Genomic DNA, 25,809 nt, shown 5'->3' with positions numbered 1-25,809 from the left:
TTGTTTAACCAATATACAAAGTCGAAAAGATATGTTAAGATGATGCTGTAAACGCTTGCTAGCGTAGCACAATATGAGGAGGATTACACAATGGCTTATTTTGAGACAGTGAACAAAATCTCTTACGAGGGAAGCCGTTCCACCAACCCTTATGCATTTAAATTCTACAATCCTAAAGAAGTCGTAGCCGGCAAAACTATGGAGGAACATCTGAAATTTGCAATGGCTTATTGGCATACATTAACTGCTGGCGGTTCTGATCCGTTTGGCGCTGAAACTGCAATTCGCAGCTGGGACAAATTGAGTGGTCTGGATAAAGCTAAAGCTCGCGCTGAAGCAGCATTCGAATTTATGGACAAGATGGATCTGCCTTACTTCTGCTTCCATGACGTAGATATCGCACCAGAAGGCGCATCTTTGCGTGAGTTCTACAGCAACATCGACACTATCATTGATATCCTTGAACAAGGCATGAAGACTTCCGGCAAGAAATTGCTGTGGAATACAGCTAATATGTTCACTAACCCACGTTATATGCACGGTGCAGGTTCAACACCGAACGCTGATGTTTTCGCACATGCAGCAGCACAAGTGAAGAAAGGTCTGGAAGTTGGTAAACGTCTGGGCGCAAGCAACTATGTATTCTGGGGCGGCCGTGAAGGTTATGAAGAATTGCTGAATACAGATATGGGTCTTGAACAAGACAACATTGCACGTCTGTTCAGCATGGCTGTAGATTACGCTAAGGAAATTGGTTTTGATGGTCAATTCCTGATCGAACCTAAACCAAAAGAGCCTACTAAACATCAATATGATTTCGATGCAGCAACAACAATTTCGTTCTTGCAAAAATACAACCTCGACAAGCACTTCAAGCTGAACCTTGAAGCTAACCACGCTACGCTTGCAGGTCATACTTTTGAACATGAACTTCGTGTAGCTCGTATTAATGGCATGCTTGGATCACTTGACGCTAACCAAGGGGATACACTGCTTGGTTGGGATACTGACGAATTCCCAGTAAACATCTACGATGCAACACTTACTCTTTATGAAGTATTGAAGAATGACGGTCTTGGCAAAGGCGGAATTAACTTCGATGCTAAAGTACGTCGTCCTTCCTTCGAGCCAGAAGATCTGTTCTTGGCACACATCGCTGGTATGGATACTTACGCAAAAGGCTTGAAAGTTGCTGCTAAATTGATCGAAGATCGCGTATTCGAAGACTTCGTTGACAAACGCTACAGCAGCTTCACTGAAGGCGTTGGTGCAGACATCGTTTCAGGTAAAGCAACATTGGCTTCTTTGGCTGAATATGCTTTGAACAATGAGAACCCACGTCCTAACCAATCCGGACGTCAAGAATACCTGAGAGCTACCCTTAACCAATACATCTTGGCTGAGTAGTTTTTACAGGGAGCTTGAAGCTTAGACTTTGAGTCCAGTTTGAACAAATGCAACGGGGGTTGCTGAAGAGAGCATTCTTCGGCAGCCCCCTTTTTGTAGCCAAAACTAAGCAGATGCTTACGAAGCGAGTTTTATTACGAAGAGAATCAAGAAGCTAAGCTCCATAAAACTAAGCGGATGCTTTCGAAGTAAGTTTTATTCGAAGTAACTCAACGTAGTAAACGCTCATAAAACTTTTAGGAGGTCAAAAATGAAATACGTTATAGGTGTTGATTTGGGGACTAGTGCAGTGAAGACTGTTCTAGTGGACCCGCAGGGGAAGGTGGCTTTTGAGCATTCCGAGTCCTACCCGCTAAGCAGACCCCAACCGAACTGGAGTGAGCAAAATCCTGAGGATTGGGTAAAGGGCACGCTGGTCAGCCTGCGCCGTCTGATTGAAGTATCAGGCATAGACCCGTCACAAGTAGACGGTCTAAGTTTCTCCGGACAAATGCACGGATTGGTACTGGTAGATAAAGAAGGGCAAGTGCTGCGTCCAGCTATTCTTTGGAATGATACCCGTACTACTGCACAATGCCGTAAGATTGAGAAGACGCTTGGAGCGAAGTTGATCGATATCGCCAGAAACAAAGCATTGGAAGGTTTTACACTGCCTAAGATTCTGTGGGTTCAAGAGAATGAACCAGAAGTATTATCACAGGCGCATCAGTTCCTGCTGCCAAAAGATTATGTGCGTTATCGGTTGACGGGTGATTATGCAATGGATTACTCCGATGCTGCCGGAACGTTGCTATTGGATGTAGGTTCTAAAGAATGGAGCGCAGAAATCGCAGAGGCTTTTGAACTTCCGCTTTCTCTTTGTCCTAGATTGGTAGAATCCTTTGAACAGACTGGAACCTTATTGCCGGACATTGCTGAAGCGTCAGGTCTTTTATCTTCAACGAAGGTATTTGCTGGTGGTGCAGATAATGCTTGTGGTGCGCTCGGAGCGGGTGTATTGGGAGAAGGCCGGACCATGTGCAGTATTGGTACATCTGGTGTAGTACTTTCTTATGAGAGCAATAAAGATTTGAATCTCGAAGGCAAAGTCCATTTCTTTAACCATGGTGAAAAAGATGCCTACTATATTATGGGGGTTACACTAGCTGCTGGTCATAGCCTTACGTGGTTCAAAGAAACCTTTGCGGCGGACAAAAGCTTTGATGAGCTGTTAAGCGGAGTTTCCTCTATTCCAGCTGGCAGCGGCGGCCTGTTATTCACTCCTTATATTGTTGGAGAACGTACACCACATCCAGATGCGAATATTCGCGGAAGCTTTATTGGTATGGATTCAGGGCATACGTTGACGCATTTTACACGAGCAGTATTAGAAGGCATTACCTTCTCACTGCGTGAATCCATTGAGATTGTACGTGAGTCAGGCAAAGAGATTACAGAGATCATTGCAATTGGTGGTGGAGCTAAAAATGAGGCTTGGCTGCAAATGCAGGCTGATATTTTCAATGCATCCATCGTGAAGCTGGAAAGTGAGCAGGGTCCGGCAATGGGAGCAGCTATGCTGGCGGCTTATGGAAGCGGATGGTTCACATCCCTTGCGGAATGTGCAGAAGCGTTTATCCGTCCTGCTGATGTATATAAACCAGATCCGAAACAAACGGCAATCTATGATGGTCTATTCAACCTCTATCAGGAAGTTTACGGCCAGACCCGCGAATTGAATAACAAGCTGGCTGCATATCGCCAATAAAGCGCCATTTATCTATCTGTCTGATATAAAAAAAGGTCTTTCGCATCTGGCGGAAGGCCTTTTTAAAGACCATCTTCTTTATAGAGGTGATGAACGGCAATATTCAAAAATGTTGCCGTTTTCATTTTTCTTCTGTAAAGTATGGAATATCTCCAAGGTAGTGGCAGCCTGTACATGAGATAGTGAAGGTTTCGGGGGGCGAAAGGCCATGTTTCAATGGTTTGTTAAGGTGCTGAATGACATCAAAATCCGCAATAAGCTGCTGCTTGCTTTTTTACTGACTACACTTTTACCGGTATTACTGGTAGGTGGTTATCTTACGATTGAGATGAGGACCATGGCGTTTGAGAATGCACTGGAGCAAGCTTCAATTAACGTAGATCGGGTAAAAAAAAGAACAGAAGAAGTCATCGGTGTATCGCAAGATATAGCGTATCGATTGTCCAATGATGCCCGGCTGAAAAAACTTGCCATACGCCAGTATGTAAGCACTTATGATGTGGTTGAGGCTTATCGGGATTACACTGATATGCGTGAATACCTAAGATTATATAAAGACATATCCAACATACGTTTATACACTGATAATGCTACGCTGCTTAACAACTGGGAGCTGATCAATCCTTCGTCTGCCATTAAGGAGAGCCAGTGGTATCAGAGAGCACAGCGGTACGATAGCCTCGTCGGTTGGGAATATATAGAGGATGAGCGTGATCAGCGGAATTATTTAAGTCTTGTCCGCAAAATCGAGCTGGAGGGCTCCAGTAAAATTGGCGTGCTCGTTATTAATGTAAACAGTCACCAGCTAACCTCGATTCTGAGCCAGGAATCATTTGACACCATGATCGTGGATGATCAGGACAATATCATTGCTGCGAACCGGAGCGATCGAACAGGAAAGAAACTGGCAGATGTTTCTTTTGATACAAAGCTTTTGGGGCAAGGAAGCGGGAGCTATGAGGCAGAAGTAGATGGTGAAGCCTCCAAAATAGTGATAGAAGAACTTAAACCACAAGCCAGCCGTAACGCCCTGCGAATTATTTCTGTTTTTTCTATTGATAGTATAGTCAAAGAACCTAATCGGGTGATTAAGCTTTCGATTACCGTGATTGCCGTAAGCGTTTTATTGGCCTTTTTAATCATATATAGTTTCTCTTCGTTATTTTCACGTCGATTACTGCAGTTAAGCAGACATATTAACCGCGTGAGTACGGGTGATTTTGACACTTCATTAAAAATTGATGGCAAAGATGAAATTGCTCTGTTAGCTCGTCAGTTCAATTCTATGGTGCGGAGTATTAACGATTTGATGTACGAGGTACAGGAATCTAATGACCAGAACAGTCTGCTGGAACAGAAACAGAATGATATCCGTTTTAAAATGCTGGCAAGCCAGATTAATCCTCATTTCTTGTTCAATGCGCTGGAATCTATTCGTATGGAGGCCCATATGAAAGGGCAAGTGGAGATTGCACGGGTAGTGCGTCTTCTTGGCAAAATGATGCGCAGTAATCTGGAGGTAGGCCGAAGTAAAATTTTGCTTAGCCAGGAGCTTGAAGTGGTTCGGTGTTATTTGGATATTCAGCAATTCCGTTATGAGGATCGTTTGAAATATCAATTTATTGTAGACCCTGCCGTCGAATCACTCTACATTCCGCCGCTGATTGTGCAGCCGCTTGTGGAAAATGCGGTGATTCATGGGTTAGACAACACGATGGATGGAGCAATGGTTACGGTGAATATCAAGCGGGAGCAGAATCATGCGGTCTTTACCATTACCGATAATGGAGCCGGGATCACTCCGGACAAGCTGGAGCAGATCCGTTATACCCTTGAGATTCGTGATGAGCAGGAGGAGGCACGGATCGGGCTGCGCAATGTACACGACCGTTTGAAGTTATCCTACGGTGTTGAATATGGACTGAATATCGAAAGCCGGATGAATGAAGGAACATCTATTACGTTTCGTATTCCAATGGAGGACATAAATCTATGATCAAAGTATTGATTGTTGATGATGAGCCAAAGCTGCGGGAAGGCCTTCGGGCTCTAATCCCTTGGGAAGAACTAGGGTATACGGTGGTGGCTACGGCCGCCAACGGCTTGCAAGCTCAGGAGAAATATCATATTTTTTATCCGGAACTGATTGTGGTGGATATCCGCATGCCTGGTATGGACGGGCTGGAGTTAATCGGTGAGCTGCGCGAAGAAGGCTCGACCAGCCATGTGCTGATTTTAAGTGGTCATGCGGACTTTGAGTATGCCAAACGAGCCATTTCTTACCGCATTGACGGCTATTTACTGAAGCCGGTGGATGAGGAAGAGCTGATCAACTATTTGGAGGAACTCAGAGTCACGATCGCTCAGGAAGATCGCTTTAGCCGCTGGAATGAAGAGGAGCCTGCCCGTAATCGTGAAAGCCTGCTGCGTGCATTGCTGCAGCCTTCAACTGCGGAGGAGGGGGAGAATGATCCTGCTAAGCAGGCGGCAGCACTGGGTCTTAAATCAGGCCGTGTCGAAGTGATCTTACTCGAATTACTCGCGCCTGCGGGCGGCAGTGAGGAAGGAGAGCGGGCCGTTAAGGCCGCGGTAGAACAGTATTTTGGCAGCAGTGAAGAGCGGATGTTTTTCACGATGCCGCCATATATTGGATTCCTGCTGCAAGAGCCGCTGCCAGGAAAGCAGGAACAGGAGCGGCTGATGGAAGAGCTTTCTTCCTTAATTTGCCGTGAGGGGTACGACTTCAGTGCAGCAACTGGAGGCCCAGTAGCTGGACCAGAAGAGGCGGCACAGTCTTTTCAAGTGGCGCGTGAACTGCTGCGCCGGGCATTCTTTTACCGCAAAGGGATTCTGATCAGTGCCGATCTCTCCGGTATGTTGTTTCCTGGAGTGGAGGAGACGTACACCGAAGAAGGGCAGGATGCGGAGAGCCGCCTAATGCTGGCTGTTGAAACCGGAAGCCGCGCTGCCATTGAACCGCTGGTGGATACGATCTGCGCGGAGCTACTGGCTGCGGGCAGTGAGGAGCAGCAGATTAAAGATACATTTGTGCGGATTCTCAGCACGGTGTTGGCCCGTCTCGAACCGGTCTATCCAGAGATTCGCAGCAATGCCGCTAAGCATTCCCCGCCGATCGGTGAGCTCTACCATAGTCATTATCTGGCAGACCTGCAAGAGCAGGCCGTCAATTTCATGGCGGAGATCGCCGATCAAATGTCCAGTGGCAGCAAAGGGAATGAGATCAAAAAAATTACGGAGCTAATCAACCGCCGTTACAATGAGAACCTTAAGCTTGAGACCTTATCCGAGTTATTTAATTACAACAGCGCATATCTAGGTAAAATGTTCAAGAACACTACCGGGGAATACTTCAATACGTATGTGGACAAAGTGCGGATTGAGAAGGCGAAGCAATTCCTAGCGCAAGGTATGAAAGTATATGAGGTGGCCGAGAAAGTAGGGTACATGAACCCCGATTACTTCAACGCCAAGTTCCGTAAATATGTAGGGCTCTCCCCGAGTTCTTTTCGCAAAAACATCTAAAATAGAAGCCCAAAAAGCCACAGTTGCAGTACAGGTATAACCTGAGCTTTAGCTGTGGCTTTTTATCTTACATTAAAGCTACTTCACTAATAATAAATCTAATCGTTGCTGCAATTCTAGATTTGCAGGGTCCTTTAGAAGGGCCAGAAGTAACGCTTGAATTTGGTCCATCTCTTTAAAAGGTTCATTTTGTACATATTTGTCATGTATTCTGGTTTCCAAGGTATATCCATAATCGAACCCTAATGTTGAATACGTCGAAAGGGCAGCAATTTTACTCGCTTGCTCTACAGCAAGAATGCTTGGTGTTGAGGATCGTTCTAATTCCACTCTTAGACCGTCGAGTTCTGATGTCAGATTCAGGTCTAGCCTATCCATAAATCTGTTATGGCTTACGTTGTTATTGAATTGAAATAAATTTAGTGTCAATAATACTGTGGCGATAATCAATAATAATATCTTGATGTTTTTGTTTTTCATTGCTCTCCTACCATTGGATACTTGCATGTCCTGGCACAGTATCAAATTTACTTTCTGGGCTAACCCTTACACTGCCTCCTCCAGGAAAAGAAACAGAAGGTGCAACAGATAATGCAGACTCGGCATGTGCATATAAAGAATATGCATCTGCGACAGTTAAAGTACTGACGTTTGGTTGGAAGGTGAATTTCATATATCCAGCATGGTATAGACTATTACTGGTTTTAGTTAGACTCATATTATATGAGATACCGATTGAAGCATCAGTATTCGGATGAGTGTAATCAATCTGATCTGTTACAATATTACCTGAATCTGTATAAAAAGTATACTTGTATAAGGCAGATGAGCTTCCGGGAACAACGCTGGAATTTGCATTTAGTCCAAGAGCCAAGGCATCCGTACCTCTAAAAAACGGTGAAGTGAGCCATTCGAACCTTGCGGATGCTCCTCCAGTATTTGTCGTATATTTGGAAATCGAAGTTTCAAGCTTTAGCCAACTTGTTGTAGTTGTTACAGTTCCGAAGGGAGTAATATCTGATGAGTAATTATTTTGAAGTGCTACTGCTCTTTCGGCTTCTTCCTTAGAAGTTTCTGTGACAGTCTTAGTATAGTTTTGTGGTTCAAGATTAGATTGTATCGATAACAAATCTGATTTGGGAACATACTCAATTTTATAGTATTTTTCATCGTAAGAAGCTGACTCTAAATTTGGGATATTAGAAAAATAACCCAATAAGTCTTTGGAGGAAAGATCATCTACAAAATTTTTGGAAATATGATACTTCTCATGAACTGCCTGTTTCATTTGAGTATCGGGTATAGAAACATTTTCATCAGCAAAAGCGACTACAGGAACACTGGTAACCAATAAAATAGACAATGATAAACTACATAAATTCTGTTTTAATCTCATATTACTAATACATCTCCTTTTAGGGAAAATTTTCTAATCTAAGATAATATTAACTCAATCTTATCTTATTGAACCAAATTATTGAAAAAATAAGTACAACTTACAATTTCGAATCTCAGTCCGCGCCTTGGCTTCCGGCCACGTTCACTTATAGAACGTTAGCTCGGGGCATTTTTTTTAATTATAGGGTGAAGTATTAATTGTGTGAAATAGACAGGGGATTAAGTATCGTATCGATTTATGAAATCAAATAATTTCACTTGATTTTATTTTCAGTAAATTCATGTTTGTTTTCAGTGTTTTCAGCGATGTATCCGCTTTATTTGAGCTATAAATCTCTAATTTTCACCTGATTTTAGGTCGAATTTATAGGGTACTGCAATCGCTTACAGAGATTTAGAATATAGACATAGAGAGGAGGGGCTTTATGAAAGCGGACACAGTAACTTCTCAAATCCCGCCGGATACCCGAACACGCAACAAAAAGCCTGCTTCAGGAGGACGGTTTTGGAGAAGCTTTAAGAATCAAAAGTACTTATGGATGATGTCGATACCTTTTGTGATCTGGGCATTCGTCTTCAGTTATCTCCCATTATGGGGCTGGACGATGGCTTTTCAAAAGTACAAGCCCGCACGTGGCTTTTTTGAACAAGAATGGGTAGGTTTTGAACACTTTAAGACACTGTTCAGTGACTCGCAATTCCTTCTGGCACTGCGTAATACGCTAGCGATGAGTGGAATGGGCTTGGTCGCAGGCCTTATCTTTCCGATAACGTTTGCAATATTGCTCAATGAAGTGCGTCTCGGCTTCTTTAAACGATTTGCTCAAACAGTCTCGTATTTGCCCCACTTTGTATCATGGGTGGTTGCGGCAGGGATTGTAACTAAAATGTTATCTGGTGAAAATGGTATTGTAAACGATATCTTGTTAGGAATAGGATTCATAGACGCACCTATCCAGTTTATGGCCCAGGGCCATCTCTTCTGGGGAATCGTTACCTTATCGGATATTTGGAAAGAGACCGGATGGAATGCCATCATCTACCTTGCAGCTATCGCAGGTATTGGGCCTGAATTGTACGAAGCGGCCCGGGTAGACGGTGCCAGCAGGCTTCGTCAGGTATGGCATATTACACTTCCGGGTATTCGCCCAACAATTACTGTACTACTTATTATGTCGATTGGTAATTTGCTCAATATCGGCTTTGAGAAGCAATTCTTGCTCGGAAACAACCTCGTTACCGACTATTCTCAAGTGCTAGACCTGTATTCACTGAAATACGGACTGGGCATGGCGAGATATTCCTACGGTACAGCGATCAATATATTCAACTCAGTGATCAGTGTAATTCTACTGTTTACGATTAATGGAATCTTTAAACGCACAACAAAAGAGAGCCTTCTGTAATACAGAGGGCCCTTCAACCCAATCGTGGCAGCAAATTGCCCTTTTCATGAAAGGAGAGCATTACCGTGGGAGAATCAGCTATCACCAGAAAGTCATGGTCAGACCGGATCTTTGATTTCTTTGTATATTTTGTAATACTGTTCGTGGTTGTAGTCACGATTTATCCGTTTTTGAACGTGCTTGCCATCTCACTGAATGATTCAGTGGATAGTGTACGCGGTGGAGTGACCATCTATCCCCGCCAGTTTACTTGGGACAATTACTTGAAAATTTTCACCTTCTCGGGATTAATCACCGGGTTTAAAATATCCGCTTTGCGGACAGTTGTCGGTACTTTATTCGGACTGATCAGTGCCTCGATGCTGGCGTTTACGATCAGCCGCCCTGACTTTGCAGGCCGTAAATTCGTTTCCACATTCTTGGCAATGACCATGTATATCTCTGGAGGAATGATTCCTATATACATGCTGATCAAGGATCTGCATATGATGAACAGCTTTGCAGTTTATGTCCTACCTGGATTGGTCAGTGCTTTTAACGTTTTTGTTATTCGTTCCTTTATCGACGGCTTGCCATATGCACTGCAGGAATCGGCGAAGCTGGATGGAGCCAATGACTTTACCATCTACTTCCGGGTCATTTTGCCACTGATGAAACCAGCGTTAGCAACAATTGCGCTGTTCCTAGCAGTAGGTCAATGGAATGCTTGGTTGGATACGTATCTGTACAATGGTTCGAGCCCTAACTTGACTACATTACAATTCGAACTGATGAAGGTTCTACAGACCACAACCAGTGGTAACGGAGGCGACTACCGCTCCAACATTGCTTCGCTGGCTTCCAATCAGGTCTCACCGGAGTCGCTCAAAATGGCGATTACGATTGTCGTAACCGTACCGATCCTGTTGGTTTATCCGTTCATTCAGAAGTATTTTGTTAAAGGTATGACACTTGGTGCGGTGAAGAGCTAATCACAGTTCAACGGGGGAGCTTAGTCTCCCCTATGCTTAAAACCTGTTGTGTATCCGTTTTCTTTTGGCAAGCTGGGTAAAGTATTAACAGGTCTTCACCTGTGATACGATAGATAAACAATTTTAAGGAGGGTTTATTTAATGGGAAGTAATAGAAAGATAAAAGCCAAAGCTACGGCATTAACGCTCACTTCTATTATGCTGCTCGGTGTGCTTGCAGGCTGCGGTGGTAACAATGGCAACAATGGTAATGCTGCAGCTGGAAATACAGGCGGCAACGCAACTAATGCTGGAAATGCGACCAATGCGGCTGAGGATATTTCCCCGCTCACGATGACCTTCTTCAGTGCAGACCCTAACCCGAACTGGACAGGTATGCAAGATGAAGTTGGTAAAGTGCTTACGGAAAAAACGGGAGTAACCCTAAATGCTGAATATGCAGTTGGTGATCCTCAACAAAAAGTAGCCTTGATCGCAGCGAGTGGTGAATATCCGGATTTGATCAGTGCTAAGACTGATGTCAGCAAGCTGGTGGATGCAGGCGCAATGCTTGATCTAACAGATCTGATTGAAAAATATGCTCCGAATATCAAAAAAGTATTGGGCGAAGAAGGCATGAAACGTTCACGTTACAGTGACGATGATCATGCGATTTATGCCATCCCTACCTATGCAGGTGTGGACAACAAATATTTTGATGCTGGTGGCGGATTTGAACTACAGCACCGTGCTGTTAAAGAAGCTGGATATCCTGCAATCAAAACTGTTCAAGATTATGAGAACGTAATCAAGGCTTACCTGGAGAAACATCCTACGGATGAAAATGGTAACAAAAACATCGGCCTGACTCTGAATGCAGACGATTGGTACATGTACATTACAGTAACTAACCCAGCATTTATTACTACTGGTTCTCCTGACGATGGTGAATATGCGATTGATATCGACACCCAAGAAGTAACTTATCACTTCCGTCGTCCGGCTGAAAAAGAATATTTCCGCTGGCTCAACCACATGAACGATATCGGATTGCTTGATCCAGAAAGTTTCGTTCAAAAGTATGATCAGTACAAAGCTAAAATCGCTACCGGCCGCGTTATTGGTTTGATTGACCAAGACTGGGGTTATGGCGATGGAGAAAGAGCATTGAAAGCTGAAGGCAAGCTGGATCAAGGCTATGGACACTATCCTGTAACCTTGTCTGAGGAGTACAAAGAAACCTCCTTCTGGCCTACAGGCTTCATGGGTGGTAACGGAATCGGGATCAGCGTAGATGCTAAAGATCCAGTTCGTGCGATTAAATTCCTGGACTATCTAGCTTCCGACGAAGGTCAAGTATTGGTTAACTGGGGTATTGAAGGCAAACACTACAATGTTGTGGATGGCAAACGCGTCATTCCTGAAGATGTGAACGACCGTAAATATAATGACACTACCAACTTCCAAAAAGAAACTGGTTTGGGTAATGTCGGATCAAACTATGCATTGCTGAGCGCTCACTATGGCGACGGTGTATTGGATCCATCTGGTAACTACTACACAACTCGTTTCCCTGAGCAAGTAACTGTAGGTTACAATGCGGTTGAAAAAGAAACACTTGCTGCTTACAAAGCAACAACTTGGAAAGACCTCTTCCCAAGTGAAGATGAGTTCAAAGTTAAACCTTGGGGCGCGGCATGGAACATCACGATTCCTGGGGATAGCGAAATTGTCGTTCTTGACAACAAGCTGAAGGATATCAGTTGGAAACGGATCCCAGAAGCAATCTTGTCTAAACCAGCTGATTTCGATAAAGTTTGGGATGCTTACATGGCTGAGCTTGATAAAGCTGGTGTAACGAAAGCTGAAGATTTGCGTGAAGAGCTGGTTAAACAACGCGTGAAACTTTGGAATGATTAATTATTTAAATTTCGTCTAATCCAATAAAAGCATGAAGATGGCGGGAAGTCCGAACGAAAGTCCGGGCCTCCCGCTGATTGCTTTTCACCGGTAATAACAGGACAGGAGGAATATACATGGGAGAGAGCAAGAACTCCGGACGGCATGAGTTATGGTACAAGCAGCCGGCGGCTGTATGGGAAGAGGCGCTGCCCGTAGGTAACGGCAGGCTGGGCGGTATGGTCTTTGGTGGAATCGAAGAAGAACGGATTCAATTAAATGAAGATACTCTATGGTCAGGTTTTCCGCGGGATAAAGCCAACTATGAGGCACTGCGGCATTTGGCTCCAGCTAAACAGCTAGTTGCAGAGGGGAAATACAAGGAAGCAGAAGCACTGGTGGACGCCAAAATGTTAGGCAGCCGGACGGAATCCTATCAACCGCTTGGAGATTTGCGATTGAAGTTTAATCTTGCTGGTCCTGTAGAGGATTACCGGAGAGAGCTTGATCTGGATCAGGCGTTGGCTAAGGTATCCTATACTGCCGGCGGTGTAAGGATCGTTCGTGAGGTATTGGCCAGCAGACCGGATGGAATTATAGCTCTTCATATCCGTGCGGAGGGGGGAGAGGGCCAAGCTACTCTGCCAGATTTCTGGGCGGATCTGGCAGCACCACATCCTTTCAACTCGGAGATTACTCCGGATGGCATGCTGATTATGACTGGCCGTGCTCCGTCGCATGTGGCTGATAACTACGTAGGGGATCACCCGCGTGCCGTATTATATGAAGAGGGGCTTGGCATAAGTTTTGCTGCGGTTATGGAGATCCAAACGGAAGGTGGCACTTGTGCAGTGGAGAACGGCTCGCTGTCGATTTCTGGCGCGCACTCCATTACCCTTCGTCTGGCTGCGGCAACCGATTATGCCGGGTATGACCGGATGCCGGGAAGCGGTGGCAAGCTGCCAGCGGAGTTATGCCTAGTGCAGTTAGCTTCAGCCTCTAAAGAATACGCAGAGCTTAAGCAGCGCCACTTAGAGGATCATCAATCCTTGTTCCACCGTGTGGAGTTGACGCTTGCATCTGCTGCTTCCCGCGGAGAGCTTCCGACTGATGAGCGCCTGGCACAATACCGCGAAGGTCAGACAGATCCTGAACTGGAAGCACTGCTGTTCCAGTATGGCCGCTACCTGATGATTGCTGGCTCACGGCCGGGGACACAAGCCCTGAATCTGCAGGGCATTTGGAATCCCTATATTCAGCCACCATGGAACAGCAATTATACGACAAATATCAACACCGAAATGAATTATTGGCCGGCCGAATTATGCGGATTGGGCGAATGCCATGAACCTTTAATAGATTTTATCACGGAGCTTAGCGTGGCTGGCAGCCGTACAGCGAATATTCATTATGGCGCACGGGGCTGGACAGTACACCATAATACCGATTTGTGGCGGATGACTTCTCCATCAGACGGTAAGGCGATGTGGGCTTTTTGGCCGATGGGCGGGGTATGGCTCTCTCGCCATCTATGGGAGCGTTACGCTTTCCGTCCAGATGAGGACTATTTACGCACAGCTTATCCCATATTAAAGGGAGCCGCATTGTTTTGTCTGGATTGGCTAGTAGAACTGCCTGATGGAAGATGGACGACAGGTCTGTCTACCTCACCAGAGAATGTATTTCTGACTGCTGACGGCACACCATGCAGTGTCTCGGCTGGCTCAGCTATGGATTTATCGCTTATCGGTGAGTTGTTCAAGCACTGCATTCAGGCTGCTGACATTTTAAATACCGATGTAGAGCTGCGTCAGGAGCTTATGCAGAAACAGAAGCAGCTTGCCCGCCAGGGGATCGCACCGGACGGAACTGTCCGCGAATGGAATGAGGATTTTGCTGAACAAGAGCCTGGGCATCGTCATGTTTCTCATTTGTATGACTTGTACCCTGGGAACGTAATTAGCCCTTTCTCCACACCAGAGCTAGCAGAGGCGGCAGCCTTAACACTGAAGAAACGCATAGAACACGGAGGTGGCCATACAGGCTGGAGCGCAGCATGGTTGCTTAATCTTTATGCGCGTCTGAAGGATGGCGAGAGTGCGGTTAGCTGTCTACGTCGCATTTTGCAAGATTCCAGTTTGCCGAACCTGTTCGGCAATCATCCTCCGTTTCAGATTGATGGAAACTTCGGCACTACAGCCGGAATAGCAGAAATGCTTTTGCAGAGTCATCAGGAGGGTCTGGAACTATTACCTGCTCTTCCTGAGGAATGGTCTGAAGGCAGCGTGAAAGGGTTGGTGGCACGTGGTGGCTTTGTCACGACTATAGAGTGGAGCGGGGGCTGTTTAACAAGGGCAGAGGTTACCTCGACTCATGGCCGATCCTGTAGAATTGTTCAACACCAGTCTTTGCTCATTCAAAAACCGGATGGTTCACAGATTGAAGGAGCGGGGCTGGAATTTGAAACAGTAATCGGAGAGACCTATTTCATTACCCCCCTAAAGAAATAATTCATATTGATCTGGCTTACAGACTGTTCTCAGAGTAGAATTATTCTACAGAGAACAGTCTTTTTTTGCCCAAGTCTTCATTATCTATTAAATGGAGGGTTTTGAATAAGTCTGTAGGAGCCGGAGGATCAGAATAATGATGTGGAAAAAACGCTTCACGTTGGCAAAAGTCATTCTTGGAGGAGTGATTATTTGCGCAGCCATTCCCCCGACATTGTATTGGACCTGGGGGCATGCTTATGCGGCCACGACTTCACCGACTGTTCGTTCTGTAAGTGAAATTGCCCAGAAGCTAACCGGTGCGATGAATAATCGTAGAGAAACTATCACTTTTACTTATGAGGGGAAAACCTCGAATTTAAAAACACAGATACAAACGGGTATAGATCAAGCGATGAATAGCGATCCTTATTTGTATTACATCATAGACAGCTACGGATATACTTATCGAGGGAGCAAAAGCTCAGTAAAGGTTACGGTAGAAGTGAAATACTTGGAAACGCTGGAACAGACCGCTTTTGTGAACAAAGAAGTAAAGGCAACGCTCAAGAAGATCATTACACCGGGCATGAATAATCATCAGAAGGTTAAGGCTATCCACGACTGGGTGGTGCTGCGTCTGAAGTATGATACCTCTTATCGTAAATATACGGCTTATGAAGGCCTGAAGAGTGGCAGTGCCGTTTGCCAGGGGTATTCGCTGTTGACTTATAAGCTGCTTAAGGAAGCGGGATTCAGTAATAAAATCGTTGAGGGCACTGCAAAACAGCCGGGAGGACGCAGCCAGTCTCATGCTTGGAATCTAGTGCTGCTCGAAGGGAGATGGTATCATCTCGACACAACTTGGGATGACCCGACACCTGATAAAGCCGGCGTGGTAAGCACCGCGTATTACTTGAAGACTGATGCACAAATGCGTCAGGATCATAGCTGGACGAAGTCTTATCCGGCAGCCTCGGTTGCCTATTATAAGACCTTGTCAGCACTTGCAGAGCGTGGAGGACAGAGCGCCGGGGTGTATAAGCAGCTTCAGAAGGACCTTAATTATGAGCTGTATGCCGAGGAGCGGATTGTACGTTCAGCAGCAGATTTAATTCAGCTGGCGAATAAGGCTGTTGCTTCAGGAGAGGGATCTTTATTATTCCGTTATCACGGTAGTGGAACCCAGCTGAAGAATGATTTACAGGAGTTATATAAACTTGGATTAGAGGAAGTGTCTTATTCTAGTACTTCTTTTGATAATACGGGTGATCTAAAAGTATATGTGACTTGGGAATAGGCAAAGGGCTAAGTGAAATCAGGAGTTGAATATACTAGATTGATTTATATAAAAAGGGATATCCCGCAGCCTTTCAGGCTTCTGGATATCCCTTTTTTGCGGAGTCTATTTATTCTGGGTGAGTACTAAGATCGCATTTTTCTAAAGGAATAATATTACTCTTGCGGAAGAAGCGATAGCCGGCCCAAATCAAGACGAATAATGGCAGGCTGATATAGGAAACGGCGATACCGTACCAGTCGATGCTTCCACCTGAGAAGGCACCCATATTCTGGCCAAGGATGGCTACCGTACAAAGTACTAAGGCAAATATAGGCCCAAACGGGAACCATCTAGCCCGGTAAGGCAGCTCATCAAGGGAATGACCTTGAGCTATGAAGGCGCGTCTGAAACGATAATGGCAGACAGCGATGCCGAGCCAGTTAATAAATCCACACATACCGGAAGCATTAAGCAGCCAGTTGTATACAGCACCGTCACCAAAGAATGATGCTAAAAAGGCTAACATACCCACGGCTGTGGTCACGAGCAAAGCACCAACAGGAACACCGCGGCGATTAAGCTTGCCTAGAGCACGTGGAGCCATTCCGTCCTTAGCCATAGCGTACAGGACGCGGGTGGAGGCGTACATTCCCGAGTTCCCGGCTGACAATACGGAGCTGAGAATGACAGCATTCATGACGGAGGCGGCAATAGCAAGTCCTGCTTTATTAAATACGATTGTAAACGGACTGACTCCGATATCATCAATACCACCGCGCAGCAGATCTGGATTCGTGTAAGGAATCAGCATTCCGATTACTAGTATAGCGAGGATATAAAAGATTAATATACGCCAGAATACTTGGCGAATAGCAATAGGTACGTTGCGGCGAGGGTTCTCACTCTCACCTGCTGCAACACCGATTAGCTCTGTGCCTTGGAAGGAAAATCCCGCAGCCATAAAGACACCGACGAAAGCAAAGAAGCCACCGTGGAACGAGCTGCCCCCGATCTGGAAATTGCTGAAGCCTACGGCTTTTCCGCCCATGATTCCGAAAATCATCAAAACTCCGACAATAAGGAAGGCGATAACAGTAATAATTTTGATAATGGCAAACCAATATTCTGATTCTCCGTACCCACGAGCAGACAGGAAATTAAGACCGAACATCAGCAGCAGGAACACGAGACTCCAGAGAAAGGAGGGACTGTCCGGGAACCAATATTTAATAATGACGGTGGCGGCAGACAATTCTGCTGCAATCGTAACCGCCCAGTTATACCAGAAGTTCCAGCCGATGGCGAACCCAAAAGCGGGGCTGACGAAACGTGTGCCGTAAGTGCTGAATGAGCCCGAATCCGGTAAATAGGTAGCGAGCTCTCCCAGACTGGTCATTAGGAAATAAACCATAACACCAACAGCCGTATAGGCTAGAAGTGCTCCACCGGGTCCGGCTGAAGCGATAGCGCCACCACTGGCCAGGAAGAGTCCGGTACCAATAGATCCTCCAAGCGCAATCATGGTCAAATGCCTTGCTTTAAATGATTTTTTTAGCTCAGGCGGGTTACTTACGTTGCCTTGTGCTAGATTTTGCTGCTTGCCCTGCATGATTTGACACTCCTTATGATCTAATCTTTCAATTCATGAACGGGGAGTGCTGAGCTGCTTCCTCCCGCAGAGCGGGAGAGTGTATTTGGTGGTCTCCATAAGGTGATGGATAAACACTAAATATACAAAATCTGTAAACGCAAAGAAACCGCAGACTATATCTGCGGTTTCCATCTATACAGCTCCGCATCATACTCCCTGTGAAGATAGCGCAACACATTATGACCTGCTACTTATACTTATGCAGGTCATATAATGTGACAGTTCCGTGCCTTTCGGCAACGGCCCCAGCCTGCACCGCTGTATGAGCGACAGTGCAAACTTCGGCAGATATTCCTTTCGACGCGATTCATAGACGGCTCTAACGTCTCCACGCGCGTACTCTTTATATCCGCGACCTCTACCTCATCTTAGTATGACGAGGCTATCTTTACTTCATTCATTTATAAACAACAGGGATTAGTATAAAGCAAGTTCGCAAGGCAAGCAATGACAAAATCCGGTAGGGAATGTTAGCTGCGACGACGCTCTGACATTTGCTGCCAAACGGTACCGGCAGCAGCTTCACCGGAAGCGATACGTTCCAAAGCCATTTTGGCCTGAAGTCCAACCTCGAATTCCGGATCTTCTGCCGCAACTGACAGCGCTGCTTGGGCATCGGATGTGCCCACCTCATAGAGGAAACGAGCTGCGCGCCAGCGGACAAGCTTGCTCTTATCCGTCAGTGCTGCCGTCATCACTGGCGTGGCGGCAGGATCGCCGATGTCGGACAGCGTATCGCCTGCCGTACGTCTCACGGCTGGTGCGCTGTCTGCCATCGCCTCATAGAGCAGCTCCATCGCTTCGGGCGTGCGAAGGTCGCCTAGATATACGACCGCAAGCCTGCGAATATGCAGCTTGGGATCGTGCAGCGCCGCCTTAAGCTCCGGCAGGAGCTCCGCCGTCGGCGCTAGATCCTCCAGCGCGGCGTAGCGCACGCGCCAATCCTCATGCTTCAGGTCTCGCAGCAGCTCATCCTGACTGCGGGTTCGTCGCTGCTCGACGAACTCGCCTTCGGCGCCGTGCGCAATGGCTTGCTGCACGAGAGAGTCGAGGCGTTCCTGCGGATACGCCGCTTCGACTTCTTGCTCCACCTCGCGTGCAATCTCCGCGGGCTCGCCATAACGCACGCCGTAATCAGTGAGCTTACGCTCTTTAATCATCACGGCGCTAGCCACATCCATAACCGCCTTCGTGAAGCGGTTTGCTAAGGAGATACGCTCTTCATTCGCGCCGGTCTTAACGCGGATTTGCAGCGGAATTCCGCGGAACATCTGGACGAAGACTTGAGCTTCGCCGAAATGAGCGCCAGCGTTCTCATCGGCAAGATTCCAATCGTCATTTAAGCCTTCGCTGTTGCCGAAGCGGTTCTGAACTTCTCTTAGAATCGCTGCCCAATCCGCATTGCCCTTGCGTTCGAGCGCTGCAAAGTCAGCAGCATGATAGATGCTAATAACGCCCGGTATCGTTAACATTTCGCGTGCCCAGGCAGGTGCGGAACGTTCACTTTCTGGTGTATAGGTTCTGCGGATTCCAGGTTCCAGACTTTCGTCCAAATGAAGCTTCATCGTATTTGGACTTGGAGTCGGTTCAATAAAAGTAATCTTCATACGTAGCTCCCCCTTGAACGGTATATGCACCGCCATACTTTATACACATATTATCTCATTTCTGGCGTGAAACACAAAAGGGTACTTAGATATTTTGCGGAAAAAGGGCGCACCATTACCAAGTAACTTGTATATTTTGCAAAATACTCTGCCGTTCAATATAGTTGTATTATATTCGCTAAAGTAAAGCGTGCTCGGCAAACTTCTAAAGATGAGGTGCTCTATGGCTAAATTTCGCTACAATAACCTCGACAATGTGAGTACCGATAAAACACTTAAAGAGTTTCGTAAGTGGCGGGAGGAACGTCGACGGAAGATAAAAGATTATTCATATGTAGTGCCAAGTACGCCACCGAGGTTAGCTTATCTGGCGGAGAATCGCCTGGAGACTACCATTACGTGGATTGGGCATTCAACGTTTTTCCTTCAATATGAAGGGATGAATATCATTACTGATCCAATCTGGGCGAGAAGACTGGGCTTTGAGAAAAGATTGGGGCAACCCGGGATTCCGCTCAGCGAAGTGCCTCCCATTGACCTGATTCTGATCTCGCACTCTCATTATGACCACTTGCATATGGCTTCTATCCGTAAATTATATAGAGCAGGGACAACCCTTGTTGTTCCTATAGGCTTGAAACGAAAGATGCTCCGCAAAGGATTTCGCAACTGCATAGAAATGGAATGGTGGCAGGAAAATACGCTGGGTAAAATTAAGCTTACCTTCGTGCCGACTCAGCACTGGACGCGGAGAACACCTTGGGACACGAACACTTCTCATTGGGGAGGATATATTCTGCAGCCGATCGAATCGGATAGCGACAAGCTGCCCCCAAACCTCTATTTCGCAGGAGATAGCGGTTATTTTCCGGGTTTTAAGGAGATTGGGAGCCGCTATAAGCTTCATGTTGCACTCATGCCGATTGGAGCTTATGAACCGGAGTGGTTCATGACCTCGCAGCATGTAACCCCTGAAGAGGCTATACAAGCATTTGTAGATGTTGGAGCGGAGACCATGATTCCGATGCATTACGGCACCTATAGACTTGCTGATGATACAGCCCGGGAAGCGCTGGATCGGATGGAAAGTGCCCGGCTTAAACAGGGTATTTCTGAAGAAAGAATCCGTACGCTCAGCTATGGCGAAACGCTTGTTATACAACCCGAGAATCGCAAAACTGGACAATAATTGAAAAAATTCCTCCTAACTGGCGACCTCTGTACAGCAGCTGGAATAACTTTAGTATTGGAGAGAACAGCTGAAAAGGCTATTTTACGGGCTTTTTGCTCTCTATTTATGCTATAATGAGCCGAAACCCTAAGTGAAAAGGATGGTAATGCGTAATGATTAGCACAAGCGGCGTAACACTCCGCTACGGAAAACGCGCTCTCTTTGAAGATGTAAACATAAAATTCACCCCTGGTAACTGCTACGGTTTGATTGGCGCCAATGGTGCCGGTAAATCAACCTTTCTGAAAATTCTGTCTGGTGAGATCGAAGCAAATACCGGTGAGGTACATGTTACACCAGGCGAACGTCTCGCAGTACTCAAACAGAACCATTTTGAGTATGATGAATTCCCAGTACTTGAGACCGTAATTATGGGTCATACACGTCTTTATGAAATTATGAAAGAAAAGGACGCGCTTTATGCGAAGTCCGATTTCACAGAAGCGGATGGCCTGCGTGCAGGAGAGCTTGAAGGTGAGTTCGCTGAGCTTAACGGCTGGGATGCTGAGCCAGATGCAGCTGCCATGCTGATTGGTCTCGGAATTATGCGTGAACTGCATGACAAAAAAATGGCCGAACTGAGCGGCAATGAAAAGGTTCGGGTACTCTTGGCGCAAGCCTTGTTTGGCCGTCCAAATAACCTGCTGCTAGATGAGCCTACCAACCACTTGGATCTCGAATCTATTGGCTGGTTAGAGAACTTCCTCATGGACTATGAAGGTACTGTTATCGTCGTATCCCATGACCGTCACTTCCTGAATAAAGTATGTACGCATATTGCGGATATTGATTTTGGCAAAATCCAGATGTACGTCGGCAACTACGACTTCTGGTATGAGTCCAGTCAGCTTGCGCAAGCTTTGCAGCGTGATTCGAACAAGAAGAAGGAAGATAAGATCAAGGAATTGCAGGCATTTATCCAGCGGTTCTCGGCCAATGCTTCCAAGTCTAAACAAGCGACATCACGTAAGAAGCAACTTGAGAAAATTACACTGGACGATATTCGTCCGTCCAACCGTAAATATCCGTTCCTAAACTTCAAACCTGAACGTGAAGCGGGTAAACAATTGCTGACAGTCAGCGGTTTGTCCAAAGCGGTTGAAGGTGAAAAGCTTCTTGATGAAATCAGTTTTGTAGTAAACAAAGGGGATAAGATTGCTTTTGTAGGCCCTTACTCCCAGCCTAAATCCCTTCTGTTTGATGTGATTATGGGAGAGCAAGAAGCGGATGCGGGAGAATATACATGGGGAGTAACTACAACTCAAGCGTATTTCCCGAAAGACAACTCCAGCTATTTCGATGGTGTGGAAATGAATCTTGTAGAATGGCTACGCCAGTATTCTAAAGATCAGGACGAAACTTTCCTGCGTGGATTCTTGGGCCGTATGTTGTTCGCCGGAGAAGAAGCACTGAAGAAAGCAAGTGTGCTGTCCGGGGGCGAGAAGGTTCGCTGTATGCTGGCCAAAATGATGCTCAACGGCGCGAACGTGCTTGTGTTCGATGAACCAACCAATCACTTGGATCTGGAATCCATCACGGCACTGAATAACGGGCTGATCGATTTTGATGGCACGATTCTATTCACTTCCCATGACCATCAGTTCATCCAAACCATTGCTAACCGCATCATCGAGATTACACCTACAGGTGTAATTGACCGCTCCATGAGCTACGATGAATATTTGGAGAATCCAGAAATTAAGGAAATGCGCCAGCGCATGTATCCTGTAGAAGTATAATATTTAAATTCCGCTATGCGGAAGGAACCCCATGAAGCAGCTACTCTAATCCTTTTTGGGATCAGGGTAGCTGTCTTTATAATTTCGATTTTGAAAAGTTATTAATAAGTAGAATTCTACGGGGAGTATATGCGGGGCTTCCAAGACAGGAGTCTTTAGCCCTTGAGGTTTCCCAAAGCGCATGTTTTCAGCTGGCTAATCGTACAATAAAGAGAAGCAGTTATGAATTTGAAGAGTTCTAATCCATCCTATCAGGCAGGACGAACGTATAAACGGCTGCGTTTCCCCGAGGGATTCGCAGCCGTTTATGTTTAAGTATAAGTAAATACTAAGATCCGCCAGTACGACGGCGTTGGTTGTTAGGCTTTTTGTTATTTTGGCTTTTTAGCGGTTTGGCGGAACCGGCCTGAAATGTGGATCCAGGTTTGGAGGAAGATTGTTGCTTCTTCTGTTCCAGTTTTTTACGGATAGCTTCCGCTAAGTTGATTTTTCCTTTATCGTTGCTTTCGCTCATTATGATAACCTCCTTCGAAGCAAGTCCTTACACTTTATTCTAATTGTTTTTAAATGCTGCCACAAGGGCAAGAATAATTGAAAGAATTCTTTTCCGTATTTTAAATAATCGGGGGAAAAGAGGGGGAGCCAAGAATGACTGATATTTACGAAGATATACGTAAAGGCGAACGAGGAGCTTGGGTGAGCATAGCGGCTTACCTCATCCTATCATCATTTAAGCTGGTTTGTGGTTATTTATTTGCATCTAGCGCACTCGTAGCGGACGGGGTCAACAATTTAACAGATATCGTGGCATCCATAGCTGTGCTGGTGGGGTTACGGATTTCGCGGAAGCCACCTGACTCGGACCACGCTTACGGGCATTTCCGCGCAGAGACCGTAGCGGCGTTGTTGGCTTCTTTTATCATGGCGGTAGTGGGCATTCAAGTGATTGTGGAGGCGGTGCGGTCCTTTTTCGATCGTACAAAAGAAACGCCACAGCTCTGGTCGGCAGGGGTGGCTATTGTATGTGCAGTAGCTATGATGGGGGTATACATATATAACAAAAGACTGGCCAAACAAATTAACAGTGGAGCACTTATGGCAGCGGCTAAGGACAATTTTTCTGATGCAATGGTCAGTGTTGGAGCCGCAGTTGGGATTGTAGGCGCACAGTTTGGTTTGCCATGGATTGATTCCGCAGCAGCTGTTCTTGTCGGACTCATTATCTCCAAGACCGCTTGGGATATTTTTCGTGATTCGACTTATCGGCTTACGGATGGCTTTGATCAAGATAAATTGATGGATCTACGTAGTACGATTGCTCGAACGCCGGGAGTAGAAGAGATTAAAGATGTGAAGGCACGGGTTCATGGTAATCATGTGCATGTGGATGTTGTAGTGGAGGTGGATGCGAATATTTCTGTGACAGAAGGTCATGAAATAAGTGATTCCATCGAAGAAAGAATGAGCAAAATGCATAATATTATGAATGTGCAGGTGCACGTGGAGCCTAAAAAATAAATTACAAAATGCTATATTAAGGAAAAAACACACATATTCAAGGAGAAATCAAGACTTTAGACCTGTATATTACCATAAAGTGGCATGATTATATGTGAAATTTGGAGCATGTTCCAAATCCCGGGCAAGCCTATAATGAGGGCATAAAGGAATAATGTAGCACAATCCTTTATTGAAATCTCATCATGGAATTTGGGGGAACGTATGATCAAATCACATAAGCAAATTACAGCATCTTTGTTAGTATCTGCTGCAATTGTTGCAGGTTTAGGAGTATCTGCTCCTGGACAAGCAGCGGCAGCCTCAAGTTCATCTAATTCAGTTACAGCAGCTTCAGCCGTTCAAACAGGTGTAATCGAGGCTAGTGTTCGCCTTCGCAGCACCCCTTCTACTGACGGAGAAATAGTGAAGTACTTGCAAAAGGGAGATCAAGTGCAGATCCTTTCGCAGCCTAACAGCTATTGGTATCAAGTAAAAACGGCTGATGGTTCAGTGGGTTATACAAGTGCAGGAGATAAGTATATCAGCGTATCCTCTGCTTCAGTAACGACACCATCGGCACAAACTGGCACCATTAAGTATGGTGTGAATCTTCGGGTTTCACCTTCAACAAGCGGAAAAGTAATGAAGCTTTTGAATAAGGGAGAAAAAGTAGAAGTTCTGGCACAGCCTAACAGTTACTGGTATCAAGTTAAAGCGGCGGATGGTAGCATCGGATATATAAGTTCAAGTGAACAATATAGTACACTTTCAGGAAACGGTGGGGGATCTGGAACGGTAACACCAACGCCTACACCTACACCTACACCTACACCTACACCTACACCTACACCTACACCTACACCCAATCCACCTATAACAACACCGGGGGCTTCAGCCCAAATCGAACGGGTAATTGCTGCGGGCATGGGATATCTAGGAACGCCTTATGAGTATGGCTCCAGCAGAAATGATACAAGCACCTTTGATTGCTCGGACTTCATCCGGCAAATTTTTATGGATGCTGCCAATCTCAAACTGCCGGCGGATTCCCGTCAACAGGGAGATTGGGTGAAGTCGAATAGTACGGTGGTTACGTCTATTTCCAATTTGAAGCGCGGCGACTTAATGTTCTTTATGGATTATAAGGGGAATTTAGCTTCTTCTTATGAGGGAATCGACAAATCTACAGCTAGAATATCGCATGTTGCAATGTATCTAGGAGATGGACAAGTTCTACAAACTTATTCCGTAGCTTCAGGCGGGGTAAGAGTAGATAAACTAAGCGCTTCTTGGATGAATCGTTTTCTCTACGGAGGTTCGGTCATTCGCTAAATATATGAAAAATGCAGGAAGCGACAGCATCGCATGTTTGTGACGGGTGAACGATGGCGGGCGTACGCGCAAGAGGGCTATCCTTTTAGTAGAATTCTCTACTGAGGGGGTAGCTCTTCCTGTTTTATCTGTTCAGAATATGTACTCTCCACATAAAAAAAGGGCAGTACCATCGGCCATTTTCTTGGCTCTTGGGACACCCTTTTTTCGCATATTGAAAATTAAGGTAAGATCACATTGGCTGTGACAGGAACCTTAACCCATGCTTTTCCTAACCAAGTGTAAATTTCTCTCCATTCATTACCCCAAGTGTCCGAAATGACTTCACCTGTTGTATCAAGAGTCTGAACGCCAAGCCAGCCTGCTGGAATTATACCTCCGACGGAAAAGTAGAAAGGTGTTTTCTCGGTCAGCACTATTTGTGGTGTTGCTGGAATCATATCCGCTGGAGTGATAATGGTTTCAAAAGAATTGCTGTAAGTGCTTCCAGTTACGGTTGCAGGATCCGTAGTAGTGTTAGTTACTTCAGCTGCTGAAGCTGTAGCAGCAATGGAAGCCATAAGTCCTAAGGCTACTGTAAGGCTGGCGATTTTTTTCATGTTTAGTTCCTCCTAGTGGGGGTTGGATG

General features: G+C 45.8%; 19 protein-coding genes and 1 riboswitch. Of the genes, 13 read left to right on the top strand and 6 right to left on the bottom strand.

What is annotated here, in order from left to right; translation table 11 throughout:
• The first annotated feature begins 90 nt into the window (after positions 1-90).
• The 4 genes from xylA to MHH60_RS10015 all read left to right on the top strand — a co-directional run bounded on the left by xylA (position 91) and on the right by MHH60_RS10015 (position 6,697).
• Positions 91-1,407, top strand: a complete 1,317-nt coding sequence (xylA, locus tag MHH60_RS10030) for a xylose isomerase (protein ID WP_076137003.1) — start codon at positions 91-93, stop codon at positions 1,405-1,407.
• Between the two features lie 250 nt (positions 1,408-1,657).
• Positions 1,658-3,154: a xylulokinase gene (gene xylB, locus MHH60_RS10025; RefSeq protein ID WP_038573349.1), complete on the top strand. Its 1,497-nt coding sequence runs from the start codon at positions 1,658-1,660 to the stop codon at positions 3,152-3,154.
• 208 nt (positions 3,155-3,362) lie between these two features.
• Positions 3,363-5,150 (top strand): sensor histidine kinase, encoded by a 1,788-nt coding sequence (locus tag MHH60_RS10020; protein WP_076137001.1) that lies wholly within the window; start codon positions 3,363-3,365, stop codon positions 5,148-5,150.
• Positions 5,147-6,697, top strand: coding sequence for a response regulator transcription factor (locus MHH60_RS10015; RefSeq protein WP_076136999.1), 1,551 nt, complete (start codon positions 5,147-5,149; stop codon positions 6,695-6,697). Before MHH60_RS10020 ends, MHH60_RS10015 begins: the two co-directional genes overlap by 4 nt.
• A 78-nt stretch (positions 6,698-6,775) precedes the next feature.
• Here the strand turns inward: MHH60_RS10015 and MHH60_RS10010 are convergent, their stop codons facing one another.
• Complete coding sequence (locus MHH60_RS10010; protein ID WP_179088929.1) at positions 6,776-7,027, bottom strand: hypothetical protein; 252 nt, start codon at positions 7,025-7,027, stop codon at positions 6,776-6,778.
• Between the two features lie 157 nt (positions 7,028-7,184).
• Positions 7,185-8,093 carry a hypothetical protein gene (locus tag MHH60_RS10005; RefSeq protein WP_076136995.1) on the bottom strand — a complete coding sequence of 303 codons (909 nt, stop codon included), beginning with the start codon at positions 8,091-8,093 and terminating at the stop codon, positions 7,185-7,187.
• A gap of 427 nt (positions 8,094-8,520) precedes the next feature.
• On the opposite strand from MHH60_RS10005, the gene MHH60_RS10000 reads away from it, so the two are divergent.
• The 5 genes from MHH60_RS10000 (at position 8,521) to MHH60_RS09980 (ending at position 16,139) form a co-directional block, all read left to right on the top strand.
• Positions 8,521-9,501: an ABC transporter permease gene (locus MHH60_RS10000; protein ID WP_036680239.1), complete on the top strand. Its 981-nt coding sequence runs from the start codon at positions 8,521-8,523 to the stop codon at positions 9,499-9,501.
• A gap of 65 nt (positions 9,502-9,566) precedes the next feature.
• Positions 9,567-10,472 carry a carbohydrate ABC transporter permease gene (locus MHH60_RS09995; RefSeq protein WP_172628863.1) on the top strand — a complete coding sequence of 302 codons (906 nt, stop codon included), beginning with the start codon at positions 9,567-9,569 and terminating at the stop codon, positions 10,470-10,472.
• Between the two features lie 141 nt (positions 10,473-10,613).
• Positions 10,614-12,371 carry an ABC transporter substrate-binding protein gene (locus MHH60_RS09990; protein WP_081389079.1) on the top strand — a complete coding sequence of 586 codons (1,758 nt, stop codon included), beginning with the start codon at positions 10,614-10,616 and terminating at the stop codon, positions 12,369-12,371.
• Between the two features lie 116 nt (positions 12,372-12,487).
• Positions 12,488-14,860, top strand: coding sequence for a glycoside hydrolase family 95 protein (locus tag MHH60_RS09985; protein ID WP_076136991.1), 2,373 nt, complete (start codon positions 12,488-12,490; stop codon positions 14,858-14,860).
• A gap of 139 nt (positions 14,861-14,999) precedes the next feature.
• Positions 15,000-16,139: a transglutaminase domain-containing protein gene (locus tag MHH60_RS09980; protein WP_076137092.1), complete on the top strand. Its 1,140-nt coding sequence runs from the start codon at positions 15,000-15,002 to the stop codon at positions 16,137-16,139.
• 109 nt (positions 16,140-16,248) lie between these two features.
• On the opposite strand, the gene MHH60_RS09975 is transcribed toward MHH60_RS09980, so the two are convergent.
• Together MHH60_RS09975 and MHH60_RS09970 are read right to left on the bottom strand one after the other, a co-directional pair.
• The gene (locus MHH60_RS09975) at positions 16,249-17,730 is read right to left on the bottom strand and encodes an amino acid permease (RefSeq protein WP_076136990.1); all 1,482 of its coding nucleotides are present in this window, start codon (positions 17,728-17,730) and stop codon (positions 16,249-16,251) included.
• A 199-nt stretch (positions 17,731-17,929) separates the two neighbouring features.
• Positions 17,930-18,141, bottom strand: a riboswitch (Lysine riboswitch).
• Positions 18,142-18,242: 101 nt separating this feature from the next.
• Positions 18,243-19,379, bottom strand: a complete 1,137-nt coding sequence (locus MHH60_RS09970) for a virulence factor (RefSeq protein ID WP_076136988.1) — start codon at positions 19,377-19,379, stop codon at positions 18,243-18,245.
• Positions 19,380-19,602: 223 nt separating this feature from the next.
• Between MHH60_RS09970 and MHH60_RS09965 the strand changes: the two genes are divergently transcribed.
• Entirely contained in the window at positions 19,603-20,568 is a 966-nt protein-coding gene (locus MHH60_RS09965) for an MBL fold metallo-hydrolase (protein ID WP_076136986.1), read from the top strand.
• Between the two features lie 155 nt (positions 20,569-20,723).
• A complete protein-coding gene (locus MHH60_RS09960; protein WP_036680232.1) occupies positions 20,724-22,349 on the top strand; it encodes an ABC-F family ATP-binding cassette domain-containing protein in 1,626 nt (541 codons plus the stop codon).
• A gap of 328 nt (positions 22,350-22,677) precedes the next feature.
• On the opposite strand, the gene MHH60_RS09955 is transcribed toward MHH60_RS09960, so the two are convergent.
• Positions 22,678-22,863, bottom strand: a complete 186-nt coding sequence (locus MHH60_RS09955) for a hypothetical protein (RefSeq protein ID WP_036680230.1) — start codon at positions 22,861-22,863, stop codon at positions 22,678-22,680.
• 134 nt (positions 22,864-22,997) lie between these two features.
• Here MHH60_RS09955 and MHH60_RS09950 point away from each other — a divergent pair, with 134 nt between their 5' ends.
• Positions 22,998-23,867: a cation diffusion facilitator family transporter gene (locus MHH60_RS09950; RefSeq protein ID WP_076136984.1), complete on the top strand. Its 870-nt coding sequence runs from the start codon at positions 22,998-23,000 to the stop codon at positions 23,865-23,867.
• A gap of 204 nt (positions 23,868-24,071) precedes the next feature.
• Positions 24,072-25,181, top strand: a complete 1,110-nt coding sequence (locus tag MHH60_RS09945; protein WP_076136982.1) for a C40 family peptidase — start codon at positions 24,072-24,074, stop codon at positions 25,179-25,181.
• Positions 25,182-25,402: 221 nt separating this feature from the next.
• On the opposite strand, the gene MHH60_RS09940 is transcribed toward MHH60_RS09945, so the two are convergent.
• On the bottom strand, positions 25,403-25,780 hold the full coding sequence (locus MHH60_RS09940) for a hypothetical protein (protein ID WP_036680226.1): 378 nt from the start codon (positions 25,778-25,780) through the stop codon (positions 25,403-25,405).
• Positions 25,781-25,809: the final 29 nt, after the last annotated feature.

It is taken from the genome of Paenibacillus sp. FSL H7-0716 (assembly GCF_038002705.1).
In the GTDB taxonomy this organism is placed as follows: Bacteria; Bacillota; Bacilli; order Paenibacillales; family Paenibacillaceae; genus Paenibacillus_AQ; species Paenibacillus_AQ odorifer.
This window is presented reverse-complemented; position numbering and strand designations above follow the sequence as displayed.

Coding starts and splice junctions, on each gene's coding strand:
- MHH60_RS09970 (WP_076136988.1), bottom strand. CDS start 19,379: ATGAAGATTACTTTTATTGAACCGACTCCAAGTCCAAATACGATGAAG.
- MHH60_RS09940 (WP_036680226.1), bottom strand. CDS start 25,780: ATGAAAAAAATCGCCAGCCTTACAGTAGCCTTAGGACTTATGGCTTCC.
- MHH60_RS10005 (WP_076136995.1), bottom strand. CDS start 8,093: ATGAGATTAAAACAGAATTTATGTAGTTTATCATTGTCTATTTTATTG.
- MHH60_RS10015 (WP_076136999.1), top strand. CDS start 5,147: ATGATCAAAGTATTGATTGTTGATGATGAGCCAAAGCTGCGGGAAGGC.
- MHH60_RS09965 (WP_076136986.1), top strand. CDS start 19,603: ATGGCTAAATTTCGCTACAATAACCTCGACAATGTGAGTACCGATAAA.
- MHH60_RS09950 (WP_076136984.1), top strand. CDS start 22,998: ATGACTGATATTTACGAAGATATACGTAAAGGCGAACGAGGAGCTTGG.
- MHH60_RS09945 (WP_076136982.1), top strand. CDS start 24,072: ATGATCAAATCACATAAGCAAATTACAGCATCTTTGTTAGTATCTGCT.
- MHH60_RS09960 (WP_036680232.1), top strand. CDS start 20,724: ATGATTAGCACAAGCGGCGTAACACTCCGCTACGGAAAACGCGCTCTC.
- MHH60_RS10020 (WP_076137001.1), top strand. CDS start 3,363: ATGTTTCAATGGTTTGTTAAGGTGCTGAATGACATCAAAATCCGCAAT.
- MHH60_RS09985 (WP_076136991.1), top strand. CDS start 12,488: ATGGGAGAGAGCAAGAACTCCGGACGGCATGAGTTATGGTACAAGCAG.
- MHH60_RS09990 (WP_081389079.1), top strand. CDS start 10,614: ATGGGAAGTAATAGAAAGATAAAAGCCAAAGCTACGGCATTAACGCTC.
- xylA (WP_076137003.1), top strand. CDS start 91: ATGGCTTATTTTGAGACAGTGAACAAAATCTCTTACGAGGGAAGCCGT.
- xylB (WP_038573349.1), top strand. CDS start 1,658: ATGAAATACGTTATAGGTGTTGATTTGGGGACTAGTGCAGTGAAGACT.
- MHH60_RS10000 (WP_036680239.1), top strand. CDS start 8,521: ATGAAAGCGGACACAGTAACTTCTCAAATCCCGCCGGATACCCGAACA.
- MHH60_RS09955 (WP_036680230.1), bottom strand. CDS start 22,863: ATGAGCGAAAGCAACGATAAAGGAAAAATCAACTTAGCGGAAGCTATC.
- MHH60_RS09975 (WP_076136990.1), bottom strand. CDS start 17,730: ATGCAGGGCAAGCAGCAAAATCTAGCACAAGGCAACGTAAGTAACCCG.
- MHH60_RS09980 (WP_076137092.1), top strand. CDS start 15,000: ATGTGGAAAAAACGCTTCACGTTGGCAAAAGTCATTCTTGGAGGAGTG.